Source organism: Ezakiella massiliensis (assembly GCF_059862345.1).
On sequence record NZ_JCBCEO010000006.1, the window covers coordinates 59,361 to 79,122 of the forward strand.

At 28.7% G+C, this 19,762-nt stretch carries 17 protein-coding genes and 3 pseudogenes; 6 read left to right on the forward strand and 14 right to left on the reverse strand.

Features of this window, described 5'->3' with window-relative positions; genetic code table 11:
- Positions 1-184: 184 nt before the first annotated feature.
- Positions 185-394: pseudogene (locus tag AC6FXG_RS07895) on the reverse strand (MarR family transcriptional regulator); the annotation flags it as partial.
- A 581-nt stretch (positions 395-975) separates the two neighbouring features.
- Here AC6FXG_RS07895 and AC6FXG_RS07900 point away from each other — a divergent pair.
- The 5 genes from AC6FXG_RS07900 (at position 976) to AC6FXG_RS07920 (ending at position 6,072) form a co-directional block, all read left to right on the forward strand.
- Positions 976-1,191, forward strand: coding sequence for a helix-turn-helix domain-containing protein (locus AC6FXG_RS07900; protein ID WP_500572261.1), 216 nt, complete (start codon positions 976-978; stop codon positions 1,189-1,191).
- Positions 1,172-1,831, forward strand: coding sequence for a response regulator transcription factor (locus AC6FXG_RS07905; protein ID WP_500572262.1), 660 nt, complete (start codon positions 1,172-1,174; stop codon positions 1,829-1,831). Before AC6FXG_RS07900 ends, AC6FXG_RS07905 begins: the two co-directional genes overlap by 20 nt.
- Positions 1,824-2,801 carry a sensor histidine kinase gene (locus tag AC6FXG_RS07910; protein WP_500572263.1) on the forward strand — a complete coding sequence of 326 codons (978 nt, stop codon included), beginning with the start codon at positions 1,824-1,826 and terminating at the stop codon, positions 2,799-2,801. The genes AC6FXG_RS07905 and AC6FXG_RS07910 overlap by 8 nt, the downstream gene beginning before the upstream one ends.
- 99 nt (positions 2,802-2,900) lie before the next feature.
- The gene (locus AC6FXG_RS07915) at positions 2,901-3,590 is read left to right on the forward strand and encodes an ABC transporter ATP-binding protein (RefSeq protein ID WP_500572264.1); all 690 of its coding nucleotides are present in this window, start codon (positions 2,901-2,903) and stop codon (positions 3,588-3,590) included.
- Positions 3,577-6,072, forward strand: a complete 2,496-nt coding sequence (locus tag AC6FXG_RS07920) for an FtsX-like permease family protein (protein WP_500572265.1) — start codon at positions 3,577-3,579, stop codon at positions 6,070-6,072. The genes AC6FXG_RS07915 and AC6FXG_RS07920 overlap by 14 nt, the downstream gene beginning before the upstream one ends.
- Positions 6,073-6,105: 33 nt before the next feature.
- Here AC6FXG_RS07920 and AC6FXG_RS07925 read toward each other — a convergent pair.
- The 6 genes and pseudogenes from AC6FXG_RS07925 to AC6FXG_RS07950 all read right to left on the reverse strand — a co-directional run.
- Positions 6,106-6,336: pseudogene (locus tag AC6FXG_RS07925) on the reverse strand (hypothetical protein); the annotation flags it as partial.
- Position 6,337: 1 nt separating this feature from the next.
- Positions 6,338-6,694, reverse strand: a complete 357-nt coding sequence (locus tag AC6FXG_RS07930; RefSeq protein WP_500572266.1) for a plasmid mobilization protein — start codon at positions 6,692-6,694, stop codon at positions 6,338-6,340.
- 336 nt (positions 6,695-7,030) lie between these two features.
- The gene (locus AC6FXG_RS07935) at positions 7,031-8,512 is read right to left on the reverse strand and encodes a VapE domain-containing protein (RefSeq protein WP_500572267.1); all 1,482 of its coding nucleotides are present in this window, start codon (positions 8,510-8,512) and stop codon (positions 7,031-7,033) included.
- Between the two features lie 117 nt (positions 8,513-8,629).
- Positions 8,630-8,992, reverse strand: a complete 363-nt coding sequence (locus tag AC6FXG_RS07940) for a plasmid mobilization protein (RefSeq protein WP_070640727.1) — start codon at positions 8,990-8,992, stop codon at positions 8,630-8,632.
- Positions 8,985-10,109 (reverse strand): site-specific integrase, encoded by a 1,125-nt coding sequence (locus tag AC6FXG_RS07945; RefSeq protein ID WP_500572268.1) that lies wholly within the window; start codon positions 10,107-10,109, stop codon positions 8,985-8,987. The genes AC6FXG_RS07940 and AC6FXG_RS07945 overlap by 8 nt, the downstream gene beginning before the upstream one ends.
- A 1-nt stretch (position 10,110) precedes the next feature.
- Complete coding sequence (locus AC6FXG_RS07950) at positions 10,111-10,305, reverse strand: hypothetical protein (RefSeq protein WP_002839721.1); 195 nt, start codon at positions 10,303-10,305, stop codon at positions 10,111-10,113.
- Positions 10,306-10,566: 261 nt separating this feature from the next.
- On the opposite strand from AC6FXG_RS07950, the gene AC6FXG_RS07955 reads away from it, so the two are divergent.
- Complete coding sequence (locus AC6FXG_RS07955; RefSeq protein WP_500572269.1) at positions 10,567-10,998, forward strand: helix-turn-helix domain-containing protein; 432 nt, start codon at positions 10,567-10,569, stop codon at positions 10,996-10,998.
- A gap of 48 nt (positions 10,999-11,046) precedes the next feature.
- On the opposite strand, the gene AC6FXG_RS07960 is transcribed toward AC6FXG_RS07955, so the two are convergent.
- The 7 genes and pseudogenes from AC6FXG_RS07960 to AC6FXG_RS07990 form a co-directional block, all read right to left on the reverse strand.
- Positions 11,047-11,799 (reverse strand): ABC-2 transporter permease, encoded by a 753-nt coding sequence (locus tag AC6FXG_RS07960; protein WP_500572270.1) that lies wholly within the window; start codon positions 11,797-11,799, stop codon positions 11,047-11,049.
- A pseudogene (locus AC6FXG_RS07965) lies at positions 11,799-12,599 on the reverse strand (ATP-binding cassette domain-containing protein); the annotation flags it as partial. The pseudogene AC6FXG_RS07965 and the gene AC6FXG_RS07960, both read right to left, overlap by 1 nt.
- Before the next feature lie 93 nt (positions 12,600-12,692).
- A complete protein-coding gene (locus AC6FXG_RS07970; protein WP_110057762.1) occupies positions 12,693-13,040 on the reverse strand; it encodes a type II toxin-antitoxin system RnlB family antitoxin in 348 nt (115 codons plus the stop codon).
- Between the two features lie 46 nt (positions 13,041-13,086).
- On the reverse strand, positions 13,087-14,586 hold the full coding sequence (locus AC6FXG_RS07975) for a ribonuclease H1 domain-containing protein (protein WP_500572271.1): 1,500 nt from the start codon (positions 14,584-14,586) through the stop codon (positions 13,087-13,089).
- A 163-nt stretch (positions 14,587-14,749) separates the two neighbouring features.
- Positions 14,750-16,273: a recombinase family protein gene (locus AC6FXG_RS07980; protein WP_500572272.1), complete on the reverse strand. Its 1,524-nt coding sequence runs from the start codon at positions 16,271-16,273 to the stop codon at positions 14,750-14,752.
- Positions 16,266-18,008, reverse strand: coding sequence for a recombinase family protein (locus tag AC6FXG_RS07985; protein WP_500572273.1), 1,743 nt, complete (start codon positions 18,006-18,008; stop codon positions 16,266-16,268). The genes AC6FXG_RS07980 and AC6FXG_RS07985 overlap by 8 nt, the downstream gene beginning before the upstream one ends.
- On the reverse strand, positions 18,001-19,719 hold the full coding sequence (locus AC6FXG_RS07990) for a recombinase family protein (protein ID WP_500572274.1): 1,719 nt from the start codon (positions 19,717-19,719) through the stop codon (positions 18,001-18,003). Before AC6FXG_RS07990 ends, AC6FXG_RS07985 begins: the two co-directional genes overlap by 8 nt.
- Positions 19,720-19,762: the final 43 nt, after the last annotated feature.

Below are 19,762 nucleotides of genomic sequence, written 5' to 3' on the forward strand. Positions count from 1 at the left end.
AGTTATTATCAGTGTAAGAAGTGAATTATAGAATTGCGTTCGCATAATGAATAGCTCTATTAAAAGCATTTGAATATATTATATCATATTGTTAAAACTTCTTACAGGTCTAATATATTTAAATTAAAGCATATTAAAATCGAGCAGAATTGAATTGCAATACCTTAAACTAAAAATAGGATTCTTACCTTACAACAATCCAATTTCCATCATGCTTTGATCCAATTCTTTCTATCATTTTCTTTTCCTGTAAAGACTTAAATGCCCTTTTAATAGTCCTCTTTGTTACGCCTATTTTTTCTGAAAGTTCAATTGATGTCAAGCTTGGATTTTCTATTAGAAGTTCTATAACCTTCTTCTCAGTCTTGTTCAAACCGACATTCAAACCGACATTTTATTGTCGCATTATTTATTTGTTTGCTAAATTATGTACATTATTACATTCAAAAAGACCGCAGCTTTTAACTACGGTCTAATATTTTATACAAATGTAAACCACTTGGAACTATTATTCGATTTATTTTTTTACTTCCAGTACCATTTTAGTACCAGTAGCCATTTTATAACCTCTTTATTCTTATACACACAATTTACGAGGAAATTTCGATGAGATTCGAAGTGAAATAAATTTTTTAGGACGCAGGTGTACTCAAGAGTACATCGAGTACTAAAAAATTTTCTCACGAGAATATCGCGAAATTAACCGCAAATTGCGATTATTCCCATTCTTCTTTTCCAAACGTCCGATATATCACAAACCATTCAAAATACTAGACTCTATTTTTTTTAGTATCACTAAATCCACCCAATTATAGGACGTTTTCAATTTTTTTGTCCCGTCCCAGTCCCAGTACCGGAGAATATAATGTATTATAAGAATCGACTTATTTAATGTACTTAGATTAAATCACTTATAAACATGGTATAATATTATAGAAATACTGTACGAAGTAGAAGATTAATTTGAGGTGAGTTATGGGATTTTCCTATGATAAATTATGGAAAAAATTAATAGATGAAAAGATGAATAAACTAGATTTACAAAAAGCCATAAACACAACTCCTCATACCATAGCTAAAATGGGACGAGATGAGAATGTTAGTATGGAAATACTGAGTAGAATTTGTAGGTATTTTAAATGTGATATATCGGATATATTGGAGTATAGAATTGAAAATACTAATGATTGAAGATGACAGCACAATTGCTTTTGCTGTTAAAACTTACCTAAACAAACATAATATTGAAACAATTATTTATAACAATCTTTCTCAGACAGAAAATCTTAATTTTAATGATTTTAATATAATTCTACTTGATGCCAATCTTCCAGATGGATCAGGCTTTAATTTTTTAAAGTGGCTGAGGGGATTTTCTGACCTTCCTGTAATAATGCTTACTGTAAAAAATGAAGACGAGTATGTTATCAAAGGTCTTTCTCAAGGAGCAGATGATTATATTACAAAACCTTTTTCTCTTCCTGTCCTAAAGGCGAGAATAGACAATGTTTTTAGTAGAAAAATTAAAAAAGTGAATGAGCTGACTTTTGAAAATTTATCTTTAGATCTTATATCAAAACAAGCTTCAATAGATGGAAAAGATTTAGACCTTAACTTAAAAGAGTTTGCTATATTGGAAATGCTTTTAGAAAACCAAAATATAAATCTACTAAGAGAGCGAATTTTAGATTATGTTTGGGGTTATGATTTTTATGAAGTAAATGACAATACCCTAACTGTCACCATAAAAAGACTCAGATCTAAACTTGGAGATTATGGTAGTCATATAAAAACTCTTAGAGGGATAGGATATAGGTGGGACAATGAATAAAAGCAAAAATATTTTACTTGTCTTAATTTTCAATCTAATAATGTCTTTGTTTGTAATTTATCTGAGTCCAAGATTTGATAATCTAACACTTATTGGTTTTTTACTTATAAATATAATTCTGTTTATAGTTATTTCAAAAATTGAAAAGGAAAAAGAGAAAGCTCTTGAGGATAAGATTAATAATATATTTAAACTACTACATTCACTTGATATAAACTCTGATAATTACGAAATTATAGACGATGAATTTGGCAAACTCAGAGATGAGATTATTAAAATTATTATAGAAAACAAGAGAATAGCTGAAAATGCAGAGAAAAATAAAGAAACTTTGAGAGAATATACCGAAGACATTGCCCATCAAATAAAAACTCCATTAACAGGATCTCTATTACTACTAGATTTATTAGAAGACGAAAATGACAACTTTTCCGAAGAATATATAGAAAGACTTAGAGATAATTTACTTAGGCTCCATAATTTGTCTGATATTTTATTAAAACTTGCAGCCCTTGATTCTGGAACAATAGAAATGGCAAAAGACAGTATATCTGCTCAAGAATTAATTGAAGACATCACACAAAAGCTAAAAGATTATTTTATCAACGATAATATTGAAATTCCTTTTTATGGAGATGATTTTGATCTTATATGCGATCAGAAATGGACTTATGAAGCAGCATTTAATGTGATGAAAAATGGTCTAGAAGCAACAGAAGATAGACATATAGAAATTCATCTAAAAGAAACGAACTTATATAAGAGCATATTAGTGGAAGATTTCTCAGATGGCTTAGATAGAGAAATGTTAGAAAAAGTTTTTAGACGTTTTTATAAAGCGGATCCGAATTCAAAAGGCTATGGGATTGGGCTTCCTATGGCAAAATCTGTTATGGAAAGACAAAATGGAGAGCTTTTATATCATAAGGGGAAGAAATCAAATGCCTTTGAACTGAGATTTTATAATTAAATTTTAAGACTGTGTCTAAAAATAAGACACAGTTTTTTTCTAGTCACTTTCCAGTCACTTAAGCCTAATATTATATAGACAAGTTAAGGAGGATACAATATGAATATAGTAAAAACAGTTGATTTAACAAAAACATATAAGGGCGGGGTAGAAGTAAATGCCCTTTCAAATGTAAACTTTGAACTAGAAAAAGGAGACCTAGTTGCCATCATTGGAGACAGTGGATCTGGCAAATCTACACTACTTCATTTACTTGCAGGAGTAGATACACCAACAAGTGGTGATATATTTATTCAAGATAAAAATATTACCAAGTTTAACAAAGATGAAATGACAGTATTTCGCAGAAGGAATATAGGAGTAGTATATCAATTTTTTAATTTGATTCCAAACATCAACGTTCGAAAAAATATTTTACTTCCTCTTTTGTTAGACAATAAAAAAGTAGATGAAGAATATTTAAAGGAAATTTTATCTATACTAGGAATAGAAGGAAAGCTTGATAGGTATCCAAAACAATTATCAGGTGGCGAGCAACAAAGAGTTGCCATTGCCAGAAGTTTGATTACAAGACCTGCAATAATATTAGCAGATGAGCCTACAGGAAATCTCGATAGAAAAAATTCTGAAGAAATCACAGGACTTTTTAGACTAGTAAATAAGAGATTGAACTCTACGATTATGATTATCACCCACGATGAAAAGGTTGCGAATGCATGTGATAAAGTTTATAAGATGATTGATGGTAGGTTAAGTTTCTTGGGAGATGAGTCTTATGAAAATTATTAACGATCTTGCCAGTGGAGCTGTTAAAAATAATAAAAAAGACACCCTAGCCATTAAAATTTCCATACTTTTGGCAGTAATTTTACTAGGAACTGTTATTTTTATTTTCGACTCAATAAACACTGAACAGTATGAATATGTAAAGAAAACTATTGGAGATTATCATGTAAATATAGGTGAAATTGACGAAAATTTTTATGATAAATTAAAAAACGATACAGACATAGAAAAAGTATCTTTTAATAAAATCATTAATACAGACTTAAATGCAGTTATATATGAAAATGGAGATTCCGAAAGTCTTCTGGGCTATGAAATCAAAAATGGTAGAAAACCGGAAAATTCAAATGAACTTTTAGTGCCAGAGAGATTTTTATTAAAAAATAAGGAGTATGATTTAGGTTCTGAGATAATTGAAAATAAAAAGACATATACCATAGTTGGTGTTTACGATGATTATGGATATTCTTTTGAAGATACTATGCTTATAGGTTTAGCAGATAGCAATAAAAAGGATTATCTATTTGAAAACAATGGTGAAATAGAAGCGCAGATTTGGTATAAAAGCATAAGGGACACCTATACAAAGACTCGAAAAATTTTGTCTGAAATGAATATTGATGAGAAAAAAGCCTTAGATATTGGAAGAGTTTTTTACAACAAAGATATTTTAGAGCATAGTATGGTTTATCCCAAAGGAATTATTCCACCTAAAAGCGTAATCAATTTAGCTATAGAAAAATATGGGATGGCTTTCTTTCTCTGCGTACTTTTTGCCTTTATTATATATGGTGCTTTTAATGTATGGAATAATAGAGATTTAAAAGAAATTGCTCTTTTAAAAAGTACTGGGATGACTAAAAAGCAAGTTAGACAAATGATTCGAAAGAAGGCATCTAAACTTTCAATCTTGCCAATAGCTTTAGGGACAGTCTTATCTTGGGCTTTTGCAAATCTACTCCTATATTTGTTGTGGTTTAACAATTCTATCTCTTACAAAAAAATGTCAAATATTTTAGGCGAAAGTCTAAAATCTCCAGACTTTAATTTAGTAATACCAAGTATTGGATCTATTTTAATAATTATTCTGTTATCCTTATTAATGGTTTATTTTTCAGCATTGATTCCTGCAAAGAAAAGCTCAAAGATAAAGGTTATTGAGGGATTAAATGGTATTACAGAAAAAAATATTAAGTTTGGTAAGTCAAAAATAAATGGACCTATAGAAAAGACTTTAGCAAAAGATTATTATAGGTCCTATCGTTCAACCTATCGAATTATTGTAATTTCAATGGCTCTATCAGCCTTTGTACTTACCACAGTTTTAGTTAGCCAGTCATATAGAACTTTGAATGAAAAATATAATTCATATAAAAGTCCTTACAATTTTAACTCTAGTATTTATACTGACGATTTTTTGAATAAAAATTTTGTGAATGATATGGAAAAAGTTAAAGGTATAGAACAATTACACATCTATCAAAGAGTAGATACAAAATTTTATACTGGTGAAAATGAGGACTTTATTTCTAAAGATTTAAAAAAATCTCTAGATAGTGGTAAAAAATCCAGTGATAAACTTTATGCTAGTATCTATGCACTAACAGAAAAAGATTTTAAAAACCTTTTAGAAGTAAATAATATTACAAATGCGACTTATGTTTTAGTGAACAAAGTATCTAAAGATAATAGTACGCCTTATACCTTTAGAGATTATATAAAAATTTCTGATAAGGAATCTGGAAATATTACTTTAAAATATAATGAAAAGGCAAAGGCTATGAAAATAAGAATTGACGAATCTATAGAAGAGATGCCTTATGGATTAGAGGCATATAAGTCAAATGAAATAGCTATTTACACAAGTGAAAGTAGTCTAAGAAATTTTATAGATGAGTACGGAATAGATGAAGCTAATCCTGTATATTATTATTTTGTAAAAATCAAAGCCGATAAAAATAAAGAAAAAGTATTTGAAAATGCCGAAAAGGTGATTTCGACCTATGTTCCAAAATCAGATCATGGCACTTCTACAGAAATTATAAAAGCTGCTATGAATAAAGAACAAACGAGAAATGAAAAACTTTTAAATCTTGGCATACAAATAATTCTTATAACCATCGCTCTTTCCAATGCCTATAATAGTTTTAAAGGCAACCTTAAAGCAAGAGCCAATGATTTTAAACTTCTATCAACTACTGGAATGACAGAAAAACAGGTTGAAAAGATGGTATTTTCTGAAGTAAAAATATTATTTAAAAATATTTTCTTAGCATATATCTTTATGTTTGCTATAGGCATTGTGTTAAGAGCCTATAGGAGTAACTATGAATTAGGCTTTGGAATAAAAGAACTGCTAATAAATATGAATTATACTCCTATATTAATAGTATTTGTCTTTATAATTGCAGGTGTCTTACTTGCAATAAAAAGTGGTCTTAAAACAATAAATGAAAACTCAGATAATACGTTCAAGAGTATATAAGAAAAAGGCTGTGAGCATTAAACTCATAGCCTTTTTTATAGCCCCAAACTTCCCTATAATAAAAAATCGTATTAGAATCGCATACAAAACTGAACTATTACTATCATTGTCTTCTCCTGTTTTCATAAATTGAATATGTGCAGTAGATAGATGACATTTGAATTAAGATAACAAGATTTTTTCATCAGTTTTTTCACTATTAGTAATATAATCTATTGCCAAATTTAGGGTTGATTTTATAGGATGTATTTTTGTAATTGCCATACTAATTGCCAGAACTTTCTTTTGATTTATTTAGAAGTAGAGAATGGATCTGCCATATCTCTCTTGATAATTTTTCTATCTGTTTATTCATTGATTCGATTTCATTCTTGTAAATAACACCAGTTGTATTAGTAGCTTTTGCAATTTGGTTTATATTATTTGTTGCATTTGAAAGTAGCCATTGGAGATCTCTAAATGGTTCTAGGTCTACAATATAAATTTCTTTTTCTAATACACATTTTCTAAGAAAGTGGGACATTGTTTTGAAGTTTGCAAGTTTCATTTTCTTTTCAAAAATTTCTTTTTCTTCATCTGTTAAATATATTTTTAGTTGATTATTTCTTTTTCTATTATCCATATATTTCTCCTTTTAACTTATCTTTTGGGGTCTTAGGGTTCTCCCTAACAAGGAAAAAATCATAAAATTATATAGCCTTAAAAACTATTGATTTTTTGATTTTTTCGTAAGTGGGTACTCACTTACTGTGCTTGCTACTACTAACGAGTTTTTAATCTATTTTTTAATATTTTTTCAAATAGGAATTAATAAGTGTAACTGTAACTCACAAAATAAAAACTTCCAAAATTAGGCGAGCTTGTTTTAAGAGTCTGTGACAACTCCTTATTATCAAGCCATTAATTTATGTAATCCTAATTTAAGAAGATTTATAACAATAGGTTACAGGTTACAAAGTTACATTTGTATCTTTACTTGATTTGCTGTATCTATTTCTAATTGATTTTCTTTTTGCCATTCTTCTGGCAATAAATTCTTGTCAGCTTCTATAAAGTCAGTTTCGTTTTCTATTTTCTTTTCATAATATAGTTTTACTGGAATTGAGACTCCACTTGGTGATATTCTCTTGGTCTTTGATGACCTAACTGGAATCCATTCTTGAAAATAATTATCCATAATTTCTGAAAAGGATTTTGATTTTATTTGGTAGCCTTGCATGGTTAGTTCTTTGAAACAAGTTATATTTGGATCTGCACTTTTTGGCTTATATTCTTCTAAGAAATATCTAATGTCTTCCACATCTGGGTTTAGATATTTGAATTTTTCTTGTTCCTTATACAAGTCTTTTAAAAGATTTTTTGGTATAGTCCATGCGTGAGTCTTGTTTTTAAAGATTTCATATCCAAAGGCTAGAGCCTGGTTAAAATCATCTCTTATAAGAGATATATATTCTTTATCCGAGAGTTTTTCCTTATTATTTTTATCTGGATATATAGTCCTTACTCTTTTATTTGGGTTGCATTCCACAGGCAAATATCTTCTTTCTCCAGTATGATCATTAAGAAAAGTTCTTTCGTTTAATGTCCCTATGAAGATACAAGTTCTAGGCACATCTGTTGCATATTTTTCGTAGGGTATTCTTATCCTATCACTTAATTTTGATAAAAAAGATTTAGCTTCATTAGCCGATTTTGCATTTCTTAAAGCAACAAATTCTTCGATTTCAACGACAGTTTTACCCATAAGGTTCATGACGGCATCCTTGCCTTGAATGTTTTCAATTGTGCAAAACCAATCATCTGTTATGGACAAGTATCTTGCAAAAGTCGATTTGCCTATACCTTGTCCACCAACTAAAACAATCATCTCATCAAACTTAGCTCCTGGATTGAAAATTCTTTTTATCATGCCCAATATCATATGTTGCATTATCCAATTGTTAAGCTCTGTATCATCTGCTCCCAAATACTTTGGTAAAAGTTTTCTAATGGCATTTTTATCTCCATTCCATTTTAAATTTTGAAGATATTGCTTTGGCGGACTCACTTCATATTGGTGAGCTACAAAACGAATAGCTTCCCACATTTTATTGGCGTTATAATTAATTCCAAAATGTTTTTCTATCTCTAAGCCCAGTCTATTGTTTAAAGAATCATCCCAAAGTCGTATTTGATTTTCCTTTATATTTCTTTCTCCGATAATTTTCCCCTGGAATTTTATTTCATTGGTAAATTTATCAAAGAATATTTGTCCCTCAATTATTTTTTGATTTTGACAATATTTGGGATTTAAAATAGCTGTTACAATATTCCCAGTAATTTGTCTAACCGTCCCCTTATCTGTAGTTTGTAAGTCTAAAAAGGCGTAAGTCTGATCTATTTCTGGGAATTTTAATTTAATATCTGTCATAAGCCTTACTCCTCTTCTTTTTACAACCATCTAATCTCTTTATTGTTTTATATTTATTCTCCATTTTATCCTCCTGTCTGGTATAAATAAGACTCCTGTGGTAAAATGAACTTGTCTAGAGAACACTTCTCACAGGAGTGCATGCCTTTACTCTTTGTAGTAGGGGCTTTTTTCTTTTTTGATTTCTTCATATATTTCTAAAATATAGATTAAAATATCAGTTTCATCGTCATTGAGTTTGCCAAACTTTTTAATAGCTTTTGCTAGTTGAAATATTTCCTTGGCTATATTATCAGAAAGTCTATAATCACTTACTAACTTAACTTCGTGATTTAATAGCATTTGTAGAAAATAATCTTGTTTTTTAAGTCCACTGATTTCAATCTTTTTGTTTATTAGATCATATTCTTCTTCAGATACTCTAAAGTTTAAAATTCGATTTCTTTTTCTATTTTTGTCTTTATTTCTCGTTTTTTTAGAAATTTCATCTAATGAATGTCTTCTAAACATCTTTATCATCCTCTTCTAATAAATCTTTCCAGTTATTTGCCTTATTATTTCTTACTTGTGTTAAAGACAGAGCCATTTCTTTTTGCTTACTAGGGAAAAGATGAGCATACCTATAAGTGATATCAATCGATTCATGTCCAACCCTATCAGCTATTGCAGTTGCAGAAAATCCAAGTTCAATCAAGAGAGAAACATGAGAATGCCTTAAATCATGTATTCTAATTCTTTTTACTTGAGATTTCTTAGATTCCCTATCCATTTCATGGTGTAGATAGCTCTTAGAGAAATTAAATATTAAGTCTTTTGGTTTTAACTTATAAAAACTGTCTATATATTCTTTGATTTCATCAGTTAAAAACTCAGGCATAACTATTGTCCTGACGCTTTTTTTAGTCTTAGGTGCTGTTATTACATTTTTTCCATCAATCCTTTGTAAAGATTCATCAATTTTTAATGTATGCCTTTCAAAATCAAATTTCTCTTTTGTTAAGGCTAATAATTCTCCCATTCTAAGGCCACACCAATACAAAAGTTCAAAAGCATAGAATGATTCAGGTTTATCTTTAATAGCTTCTATAAATCTTTCATATTCATCTTGAGTCCAAAATAGCATTTCATCAGCTTCTTTTTCTCCCATAGAACCAACATCACGAGCAACATTAGTTTTTAAATTGTAGTACCTACAAGCATGATTTAAGATACTGGATAACTGGGCATGAATAGTTCTCAAATAAGTAGGAGAGTAGTTTTTCCCATTCTTATCCTTAATCTTCATAAGCTCATTTTGCCATTGAATGATAGTTACATTACTTATCTCATTAAGCATTAAATCACCAATATAGGGAAGTATTTTTTGATTTACAATTGCTTCTTTTGTCCTCCAAGTATTTTCTCTTATTCTTGGTTTTCTATCCCTCTTGTAAAGTTCAAAAAACTCCCTAAAGCTCATCTCAATTGATTCAGAATGTTGATTTAAAAATTCTTGTTCCCATTTTAATGCTTCTTTTTTTGTTAAAAATCCGCGTTTTTTCTTAGTTAATTTTTCTCCTTTCCAGTTGGTATAATAAAACCTGCAATACCAAGTTTTATTTCCACTTTCATCTCTGTATGCTGGCACTTTAAACCTCCTTTGCATTTGTTGGTTTATAGCAATACTTTTCCATAAAGTATTCTCTATTTACCTTTCCTCTTTGTACACGATAGCCTAATTTAAGTAAGTCTTGATTCATATCGTTTATTATCTGATATGCTGTTGTCCTACTTACATCAAGAAATTCTTGTACATCTTTTGCATTCATAAAAATACCTTTCATAATGTCTTCCTTTTATAGTTTGTAAGGTTCTACATCCTCAAAAAGGCGAGCATTAATTTGTATGTCTTACAATTTCCGTTCAATATCGAACGGTATGTATATATAATAACAGTTCGTATTTGTTCTGTCAAGTTTTTTCTATTTATTTTTTTCTAAAATATTCAGATGTTTGCAGATATTTGTAACAGAACAATTTTGTTGAGCTTTTGTTCGTTTTGTGATAAAATATTTATAGTTATTGAGAAATAAGGAGGAGTTAGTTTGATTTCTGGAGAAAAATTAAAAAAGTTAAGACTTATGAGAAACTTAACTCAAAAAGAACTTGCCATTAAGTCTGGTTTGACAGATGCTGCTATAAGAAATTACGAGCTTGGAAATAGATCCCCAAGTAAAGAACAATTACAAAAAATATCTGAAGCACTTGATTGTGATATATCAGCATTAATTAATCATGAACCTAATTCTATTTTTGAAATAATGCATATAATATTTGATTATGAAAAAGACATGAAGTTTAGACCGTTGGCAGATTATGGAGAAATTACTGGACTTTTATCAAATGATGTAGACTTCAATAATTTTCTTATAGAGTGGAATGAGATGAGAAAAAAGCACTACAACGATGAGATAACAGACGAAGAATTTGAAGAGTGGAAGTTATCATATCCTAAAAAATCTAGATTTTTAAAATAAGTATATGTACGCAAAAAGACCGCAGCTTTTAACTACGGTCTAATTTTTTTACATTTCTTTTTTATTAAATATTCTAATTGCAAATATATAAATTATAATTATAAAAAATGTTGTCGTTAATAAGGCAATGATACTGCTGTATAGAGATCCTGTGATCGCAAAATTATATATATAGAAAAATGGGGTAAAGAATTTAAATACAGGTAAGTATCTTCCGACGCTCAATATGGCATATATGGAAAGACTTATAATTAGATTAACCCATGTATTTTTTACTAGTGTAGAAATTAGTGTCATTATATTTATTAATAACAGATATTTCAATATCAATACTAAGCTAACTAAAACATATAAATTGATTGATATATAGACATCATAAAACAATAGTCCTAACCTTAAGATTATTAGAGATGTTATCATGCATAAAATACAAACTATATTCATTATTAAGCTTTTAGTTAATAAAATTTTCTTTCTTTGAATACCTAACGATAGCAAATTATAAATTCTACCTTCTGAAACTTCTTTAACAATATAATCACTAAATATAATGGCAGTTATCAAAAATCCTAATTGTGAAATATACTTACTAAATTGATCTATATAGTTTTTTGCCGATATATTTTTGGTATATTGGTCAAGAATATCCTTTGCTTCGCCCATATTTTCAGGAAATAAAGATTTCATTATTTCTGGAGTATATCTAGTCAATAAAATAGAAAAAACTGAGATACTTATAAAAGATAGCATCAATATTAATAATTTATTCTCTCTATTAATTTCAATCCACTCTTTTTTCATTAAAATATCCTCTTGATTTCTTGTCTGGATTTATTGGGGAGTACATTTTCTGTACCTTTCACTTTTTCTATAAAGTTACTAATGCTTTTTTTCTTATCAAAGCTATAAAAATGTACTTGCTTATTATATAATAAATTTTGCAAATGGATTAGTTCCTCTTCATTTAAATTTTTATTTATTGTTAAAGTAGAATCTTTTACTTCAATATTCTTTCCATCTAAAAACTCTGAAAATATATTTATTATTTCCTTTTTTTCAATATTTTTCATTAAATGAATTTCAAGACTCCCTTCACAAAGCTTATTGAAATTACTTGATGTATCCATATATATAATTTTTCCTCCATCTATAAAAGATATATAGTCAACGATATCCATTATAGAATCAACATCATGGCTACTTATAAGAGTTGAAAAATTTCCTTTTTGTTTCTTTATAAGCTTTAATAATTCAATTTTAGCTAATGGATCTAGTGCTGATGTCGGTTCGTCTAATAACATCAAATCAGTTTCTGAAATAAGAGATAAACCTATAGCTAATTTTTGTTTCATACCTCTAGAATAATTTGAAATTAATTTATTTCCATCATCTTTCGAAAGACCTATTTTATATAAAATGTCTTCAGGACACATTTTTTTCGATTTTTTAGAAACTTGAAAACAAAAATATAAAAATTCTAATCCAGTCATGTACGGGTAAAACATAGGTACATCTGGTATATAAGAAGTTTTTCCCATATGATGAGACTGCCATTTTACAGTCCCATCATATGGGATAATATCAGATATACATTTCATTAACGTAGTCTTACCCTACAATGTCAAGTAATTGATATTAAAAAAGCACCTAAATTTCTTTAAGTGCTTTGATGCGTCATATGGTATACAGTATATTTAACTCTGTGCTATTTTTTTTATTTGTGATTCCGGCAATACAGAATTTCTTAAAAAAGCGGGTTGATATTTTAGAATCTCATTTGCTTTTTCTAGTACATCATTGTCCACATTAACATAGTTATAATGATTTAAATTAATTGTTCCATCTTCATTTAAAGTAGTTTCAATAAAACGATACTCATTCATTCCTGAACATAATATAGTATCTATCAAAAGTTTTCTTGTTTCGTTCGGAGACATTCTAATGGATTTTAAACATCTTGATATTTGAGTTTGGTAATCCAACAATGTTATTATAGCATCAAATCCATCCTTTTTTAAACTATTTATTAAATATGGTTTCATTACAATATCTCCTCCTTCCTCTTAAATCATTTATACAAAAAAGTAACTAAAATATCATATAATATTTATTTATAAATTGCAAGCCTTCCAAAATTAATTCATGAGCTGTTTTTATATCCGTTATAACATGAGTATCCATTGAATTTTCTGACCAATGTGAATATGGATGTCTCATTTTGTTATAGCTACTATATAACTGATTAAGATAATCTATTTGATTAGAACTTAAGCCTACAGCAGATGAATTATATTCAAAATTTCCTGTTGTTTCATTTTCATCAAAGAAAGCAAAATTATTCCCTTTAAATTTGCCATCTTTTCCTGTTCTAGTTGTATTCTTACCCAATTTATCATGTAAAATTCTATGCAAATAAAATTCCATCGCTCTAAAAAGGGGTGTAACCAGACAAGTATAATCCGGCATATAGCCTGTTATTAGTGTATTAAATACTGCGGATAATAAAGTATTTCTAAGTTTTGTATCTTTATCATCAATTGGAAAATTAGGCAATAACGTAGAAAAAGCATTTTCAACCTCCGGCTTCTCTACTGTTAAAGCATGATACGTATTTAGGACTTCTATAACAGCACTATCTGTTGGTAAGTTTTCAATCGCCAATGAAATAATTTTCTGAAACAGCAAACTCTGTTTCCCTTGAACGTAAGATTTATTACCTTTGTAGCAGTTAATAATCACTCGTTGACCGTCAAACACAAGTAACAATTTATCTAAGTAATCTTTTGGACTAGATTCTTCTACCTTAATTTTATCTTTAATATCTTCTTCATTGATTTCATTATTGAGTGATTCTACCATATTAAGCCAATCTTGCTTTTGAAAACCTATAAAATAGATAGATCCATCATTATATGTTTTATACCCTTGCGACAAGAGAGCTTTTTTTGCTAATTCATCCGCTTTTTCATTATACACAATTCCGCTATGAGCTTTTACATGCTCAAATTCTATATTTATCAACTTTGACTTCTCATCAAAGAATTTACTATATTCCTGTGAAATCTTGACTTTAGATTTCCATTCTTTCGTTGCCCACTTTTCAATGCCTTCATAATCATAAAAAATTTTTATTCTTTGTTTATTGCTTTCAATAGCCCATAAAATAGCTTGTTTAACACCTTCAATTTCACCTGCAATATTTCTTGAATCCATATAAGTTGTATCTATAAAAGCCTTATATAGACTGTCTTCTGATTCATTGGTTAAAAGAAGGACACCAAAACTGTATTTTTCTTTTCCATCTGCATCTAAAGAATGGCTGCCATCTACAAAAGCAATTACTTCTCTATCTCGTAAGTTCTTTATTTCCTGTTCTATTTTTTTATTTATTGCAGACGTTTCATCAGATACACTTTTAATTTCTTTTATATCTTCACAAGATATATATCTTATTGCATCTTCCTCAGTAGAAAAAGATTTATACACAGCTCCCGGAAATCCTTTAACCTGTTCCTCCGTTTCACTCCAAGTGCCATATATCCCTGGTGTCTTACCTACCTTTACTGCATAAAATTTTTTCTTCACCATAAATTTTCACCACCGCTATTCTAAATTTTAATAAATTTATCCTCGCTCATATTTGTATTATACCACATTTAGCAAATAAATAGTATCTCCACTATTGACATAGTAGTCATTTTATGATATAGAAATTTTCGTTTATATTTTGTTACAGCTTCAACTATACAAACTAATACTTCTCCATAATTTCTATTTCTCCACTTCTTGATACAATTATTTTATCAATTTTATTGTCTACATAAGCCTTCAATAAACTTTCTTCGTCTAAGACTGTAATATCCGTTTCTTTCCTTAAATCAATCTCCTCTGACTTCAATTCTTCCAACTTACTCTCCAATAATATCTTTTTATCTTGTATAAGAGATTTTTCCTTTAGATACGCCTCTTTTGAAATATTTTTCTTTTTATAGTTTTCATAGATGATTTGTAAATTACTGTTTAATATGGATATTTCCTTTAAAATCTCTTCTTTTACATTCTTGTGTTCTATAACTTTCTCTTCATTTAATGTATTTTGAATCTTAAAATCTTTTAATTTGGGTTTTATAAGTTCAATAATATCTTTCTCTTTGATATTGTTTGGTGTTTTCTCAGCTTTACATAAATTACAATAATAACTTTTATACTTGTGTATTTTATCTGAATTTTTCTTTTGTCTAATATCACTGCGAAAACTCATATGTCTACCACATTCTTTACAAAAAATCTTATCAGAAAAAATAGAACGATTTTTATTTCCTGTATATCCTCCAAAACTTCTTTTTTCTTTTATTTTCTTTACCTCATCAAATACTTCTCTTGAAATAATCGCTTCATGGGTATTTGAAAGTATTTTCCACTCCTCTTCAGGAAGTAAAATTCTTTTTCTTCCACCTATTTTTGTTTCTTTGAATTTATTATATACATAATCTCCTGTATATAGTTCGTTCCTTGTAATCTGTGAGATAGCTGCGTTTGTCCAAACTCTTTTCTTTACCTCACTTCCAGTAATTAAGTTTCCAGTATAATCAGAAAGTTTCAGTTCTTCTTTTCGTTCAGAGCGTGTAATATAACCTTTTTCATTAAATATATTAGCTACTTGAATACAGGAATATCCTTTTAGCAATAAATCAAAAGCTTCTTTAACTATAAAAGCTGTTTTTTCATCAATGATGATACTATGTTTATCTTTAGGATCTTTAATATATCCAAAAGGTGCTGCCCAATTTATATTTTTCCCCTGCGATTTAATTTGCCTAATAGAACTTCTTACCTTTTCAGATAATTCCTTACTGAACAAATCATAATACAATGTCTTAAACTGTGTATCTGTATCTAAGCCATTACCTTGTTCTTTTAAAGAATCATAGTTGTCATTAATAGCAATAAATCGTATTTTTAGAAATGGTAATATATTGCTTAAGTAATCCCCAAGCAAAATATAATCTCTTGAAAACCTAGACATATCTTTTACAATTATAGTTCCCACTTTACCACTCTTTATATCCTCAATAAGCCTTAAAAAGGAAGGTCTATTTGTATTAGTAGCAGAATATCCATCATCTACATATTCTTCTATTTCACAACTTTTTAAAGATGTTTCATTTTCAATGTAGCTTTTTATATAATCTCTTTGATTTACTATACTTACACTTTCATCTACTTTGTGATAATCTTCTTCAGAAAGTCTTAAATATATAGCTATCTTATTCATGCTCTACCTCCAACTGCTTTCCCACATCTTTATCAAGTTTAAACTTAAAATATATGGTAACCTGCTTATACTCTGATATTTCTATATGGCTAATTAATGTATCGACCAATTCTTTATCAACTTCTATGCTTTTAGCATCCAAGCAGCAAAATAGTACATCTATAAATTCTATAATTTCTCTTTTTTTCTTTTTTATACTTCTTATTCTTTCATCAAAAACTTTTAATTCATTTTTTAAGGTTTTTATTTGATTATTTATTTTTTTACTTTCTATTTTAAAATCACTTAAAAGAACCTCTCCTTTAACATAGTTTTCATATTGTTCTTGTAGATTGATCCTAAGAGAAGCAATCTTTTTATTATTTACATCTGTTTTTATAGAAACTTGATTTATCTTTTCAGCACTTATATTTTCTAAATATATTTTTAGTTGTAATCTTTTATCCTTTTTATAAAAGCTTGAAAACAGTCTTTTAAAGGTATCTACTAAAATTTTGTCTAGGTCTGTTTCATATATTCTGACATGAGATTTTTCTAATTTTAATCTGTCTCCACCTTTACAATAATAGCAATAGCAAATCTCATCATGATATTTCAGTCCTCGTGGTCCATATTGTTTTTTCAAATTTCTACCACAAACACTGCATTGTATGAGGTCGTCATACTTTCCTTCTTTTTTATAATCTCTTTGAATTTTTACTCCAACATTTTCTTTTCCGTCTTTTATTATGTTTTTCAGTGAATGGTAAGGTAGATAGTTTTGTTTTTTCTCCTTTATCTCTCTGATATTTTCAAATGTAGTTTTGTCTATTAACCCTTTGTGGGTATTCTCTGTTATAATCCACTCTTCTTTATCACGAAACTTACTTTTCCTACTTGGATCATGTCTATTTGAGTATACTCTTTGAATCAAATTCCCAATATATACTTCATCAGAAAGCATTTTTGATATATAAGAAATATCCCATTGTTTTGTATCTTCTTTATCCTTAAAAATTTTACCTGTTCTCTTGTATTCATCAGGTGTCGTATATGTTTTAGTCAATTCTCTTGCTATTTGCATATTGGATTTACCTTGACTTGCCATATAAAAGATAAGTCTTACTACATCTGCTGCCTTTTCGTCCATCACCAGAACTCTTTTTCCATCAATTTTATCAACCTTATAGCCATACGGAGCCATCGCTCCTATAAAAGACCCTTGTTTCATTTTTATTTCTTTGGAGGCTTTTATTTTCTTTGAAATATCTTTTGCGTATAAATCATTGAAGATATTTTTTATTGCTATTTCATAACTCTGATCTGATTTTATACCGTCTTTGGTATCCAGATTATCATTTACGGAAATAAATCGAACTCCCAAAAATGGAAATACTTTTTCGATATAGTTTGCGATTTCTAAATACTCTCTACCAAACCTTGACATATCTTTTACTATGATACAATTTATCCTACCTGTTCGGATATCTTCCATCATTTCAATAAATGCAGGTCTTTTAAAATTTGTTCCAGAATATTCATAGTCCTTGTATACTCTTAAAATCTTTATATCTTTTTCGTTTGCAGCTTTTATGCAAAGTTCTTCCTGCATTTCAAGTGAATTACTTTTATCCCTGTAAGCTTCCTTTCTTTCCTGTGATAATCTAGCATAAATACCGGCAATGTATATTTTTTCAATCACTTTTACAACTTCTGTTTCTGATTGTGATATATGCCTATTTTTTGTTCTAGCCATAACATACCTCACTTTCAGCAGTTACAAGACTTTTATTCATAACAGTGGGTATAGTTTTTGACTTCCTGCTTTTATCGATACTTTTCTTTTTTATAGTGTTGGCTTTAATGTCAGACTTATCTATTTTTGTCATTTCTTCAAGTAAAGACAATTCTTCGGTATGATTAAACCTAACATCTATCGTTTTATCTTCAGAAATAAAAATTTTATCAATGAGCATCACAACAGACAATCTATCTATTTCCGATAAATTTTTATACTTGTTAATGTCGATGATCCAACTCTTATTTTTGTCAATCTTCTCCTTAGTATATTCCTGTTTTTTCAATCTATACTCGATACTTTCATCTAATTTAGTCAGTTTCTCTATATAGTTTTTTCTAAAAAGTTGATATTCTTCTTTACTAATAACATCTTCTTTTAGGTCAAGGTATAGGGAAGATAAGAGTTCTTCTGTCATTGCTTTTTCTCGTTTTAGTATAGGAATTTGATTGTCTTTCAAATTTTTATTTATATCTATACGCTGAACTTTAGAATATAGATTTTCATTAAATTCAATGTAGGACTTCATTATTTTAGATACTGCTTTTATCAAGGTTTCTTCTTTTATGCTGTGTCTTGTGCAAGATTTTTCCTTGTTGTACTTTGAACAGATATAGAATATCTCTTCTCTTTTTTTATACTTTACAGTCCTTCTAATCAAAGAACTTCCACATTCTTTACAAAAAAGCATTCCTGTAAAAATATCAATTTTGTCCTTTCCACGAGAATTATTCAAATCTCTTTTTAACATAGTATTTGCAATAGTAAAAACTTCTTTACTTATAATTGATTCATGGGTATTTTCTACTCTTATCCATTCTTCTTTCTCTTTTTCTATCTGCTTTTTATTTTTATAACTTAAAGTAACACTCTTTCCCTGCAATGTATTACCAATATATACTTCATTTTCTATAATTCTATTTACTGTCTTTGCTGACCAATTTCCACCTTTTGTATTTTGAAATCCATTACACTTAAATCCTTGACTTTCTTTATATTTTCTTGGAGTTAAAACTCCTAAATGATTTAGTTCATCTGCAATTGCCTTTGAGGAATATCCCAAGAGTTTCATATCAAATATTTTTTTGATAATATCTGATATCTCTTTATCAATCACTAACTTGTTTTTATTCTCCTCAGACTTTTTATATCCATAAGGTGCAAAAGCACTGATAAAGTCGCCTTTTTCTCTTTTTATCTTTTGAGAGCTTTTTACCTTATTGGAAATATCTCGGCAATAGCTGTCGTTTATAAAATTTTTTATAGGCAGTATTAGATGTGTGTCATTCATATACGCACTTTTACTATCATAATTGTCATTAACGGATATAAATCTTATCCCGTTTTCCGGAAAAATTCTTTGTATAAACTTTCCGGCTTCTATATAATCTCTTCCAAATCTTGACAGGTCTTTTACAATTATCGTATCAAATTTCTTATCATAGGCATCCTTTATCATTTCTTTAAAATTGGGACGATCAAAATTTGCACCTGAATACCCATCATCCACATACTCTTTGACCATTGTAATTTGATTTTTTCTTGCATAAGAGTTTATAATTTCTCTTTGATTGGATATAGAGTTACTTTCTGTTTTTTCGCCATCTTCTTTTGATAATCTTAAATACATAACTGCCAAATTTTCTTTTGGCAAATTGTTTTTAAACATAAAAAAGCCTCCTTTAGTTCAATTTACATACAATAAATCAAAC

Bases quoted from the DNA above. Each gene is read 5' to 3' on its own strand.
- AC6FXG_RS07935 (WP_500572267.1), bottom strand. From the start codon at position 8,512: ATGGTTGTAAAAAGAAGAGGAGTAAGGCTTATGACAGATATTAAATTA.
- AC6FXG_RS07900 (WP_500572261.1), top strand. From the start codon at position 976: ATGGGATTTTCCTATGATAAATTATGGAAAAAATTAATAGATGAAAAG.
- AC6FXG_RS07950 (WP_002839721.1), bottom strand. From the start codon at position 10,305: ATGAAAGGTATTTTTATGAATGCAAAAGATGTACAAGAATTTCTTGAT.
- AC6FXG_RS07920 (WP_500572265.1), top strand. From the start codon at position 3,577: ATGAAAATTATTAACGATCTTGCCAGTGGAGCTGTTAAAAATAATAAA.
- AC6FXG_RS07970 (WP_110057762.1), bottom strand. From the start codon at position 13,040: ATGAAACCATATTTAATAAATAGTTTAAAAAAGGATGGATTTGATGCT.
- AC6FXG_RS07990 (WP_500572274.1), bottom strand. From the start codon at position 19,719: ATGTTTAAAAACAATTTGCCAAAAGAAAATTTGGCAGTTATGTATTTA.
- AC6FXG_RS07985 (WP_500572273.1), bottom strand. From the start codon at position 18,008: ATGGCTAGAACAAAAAATAGGCATATATCACAATCAGAAACAGAAGTT.
- AC6FXG_RS07910 (WP_500572263.1), top strand. From the start codon at position 1,824: ATGAATAAAAGCAAAAATATTTTACTTGTCTTAATTTTCAATCTAATA.
- AC6FXG_RS07975 (WP_500572271.1), bottom strand. From the start codon at position 14,586: ATGGTGAAGAAAAAATTTTATGCAGTAAAGGTAGGTAAGACACCAGGG.
- AC6FXG_RS07960 (WP_500572270.1), bottom strand. From the start codon at position 11,799: ATGAAAAAAGAGTGGATTGAAATTAATAGAGAGAATAAATTATTAATA.
- AC6FXG_RS07940 (WP_070640727.1), bottom strand. From the start codon at position 8,992: ATGTTTAGAAGACATTCATTAGATGAAATTTCTAAAAAAACGAGAAAT.
- AC6FXG_RS07915 (WP_500572264.1), top strand. From the start codon at position 2,901: ATGAATATAGTAAAAACAGTTGATTTAACAAAAACATATAAGGGCGGG.
- AC6FXG_RS07930 (WP_500572266.1), bottom strand. From the start codon at position 6,694: ATGGATAATAGAAAAAGAAATAATCAACTAAAAATATATTTAACAGAT.
- AC6FXG_RS07980 (WP_500572272.1), bottom strand. From the start codon at position 16,273: ATGAATAAGATAGCTATATATTTAAGACTTTCTGAAGAAGATTATCAC.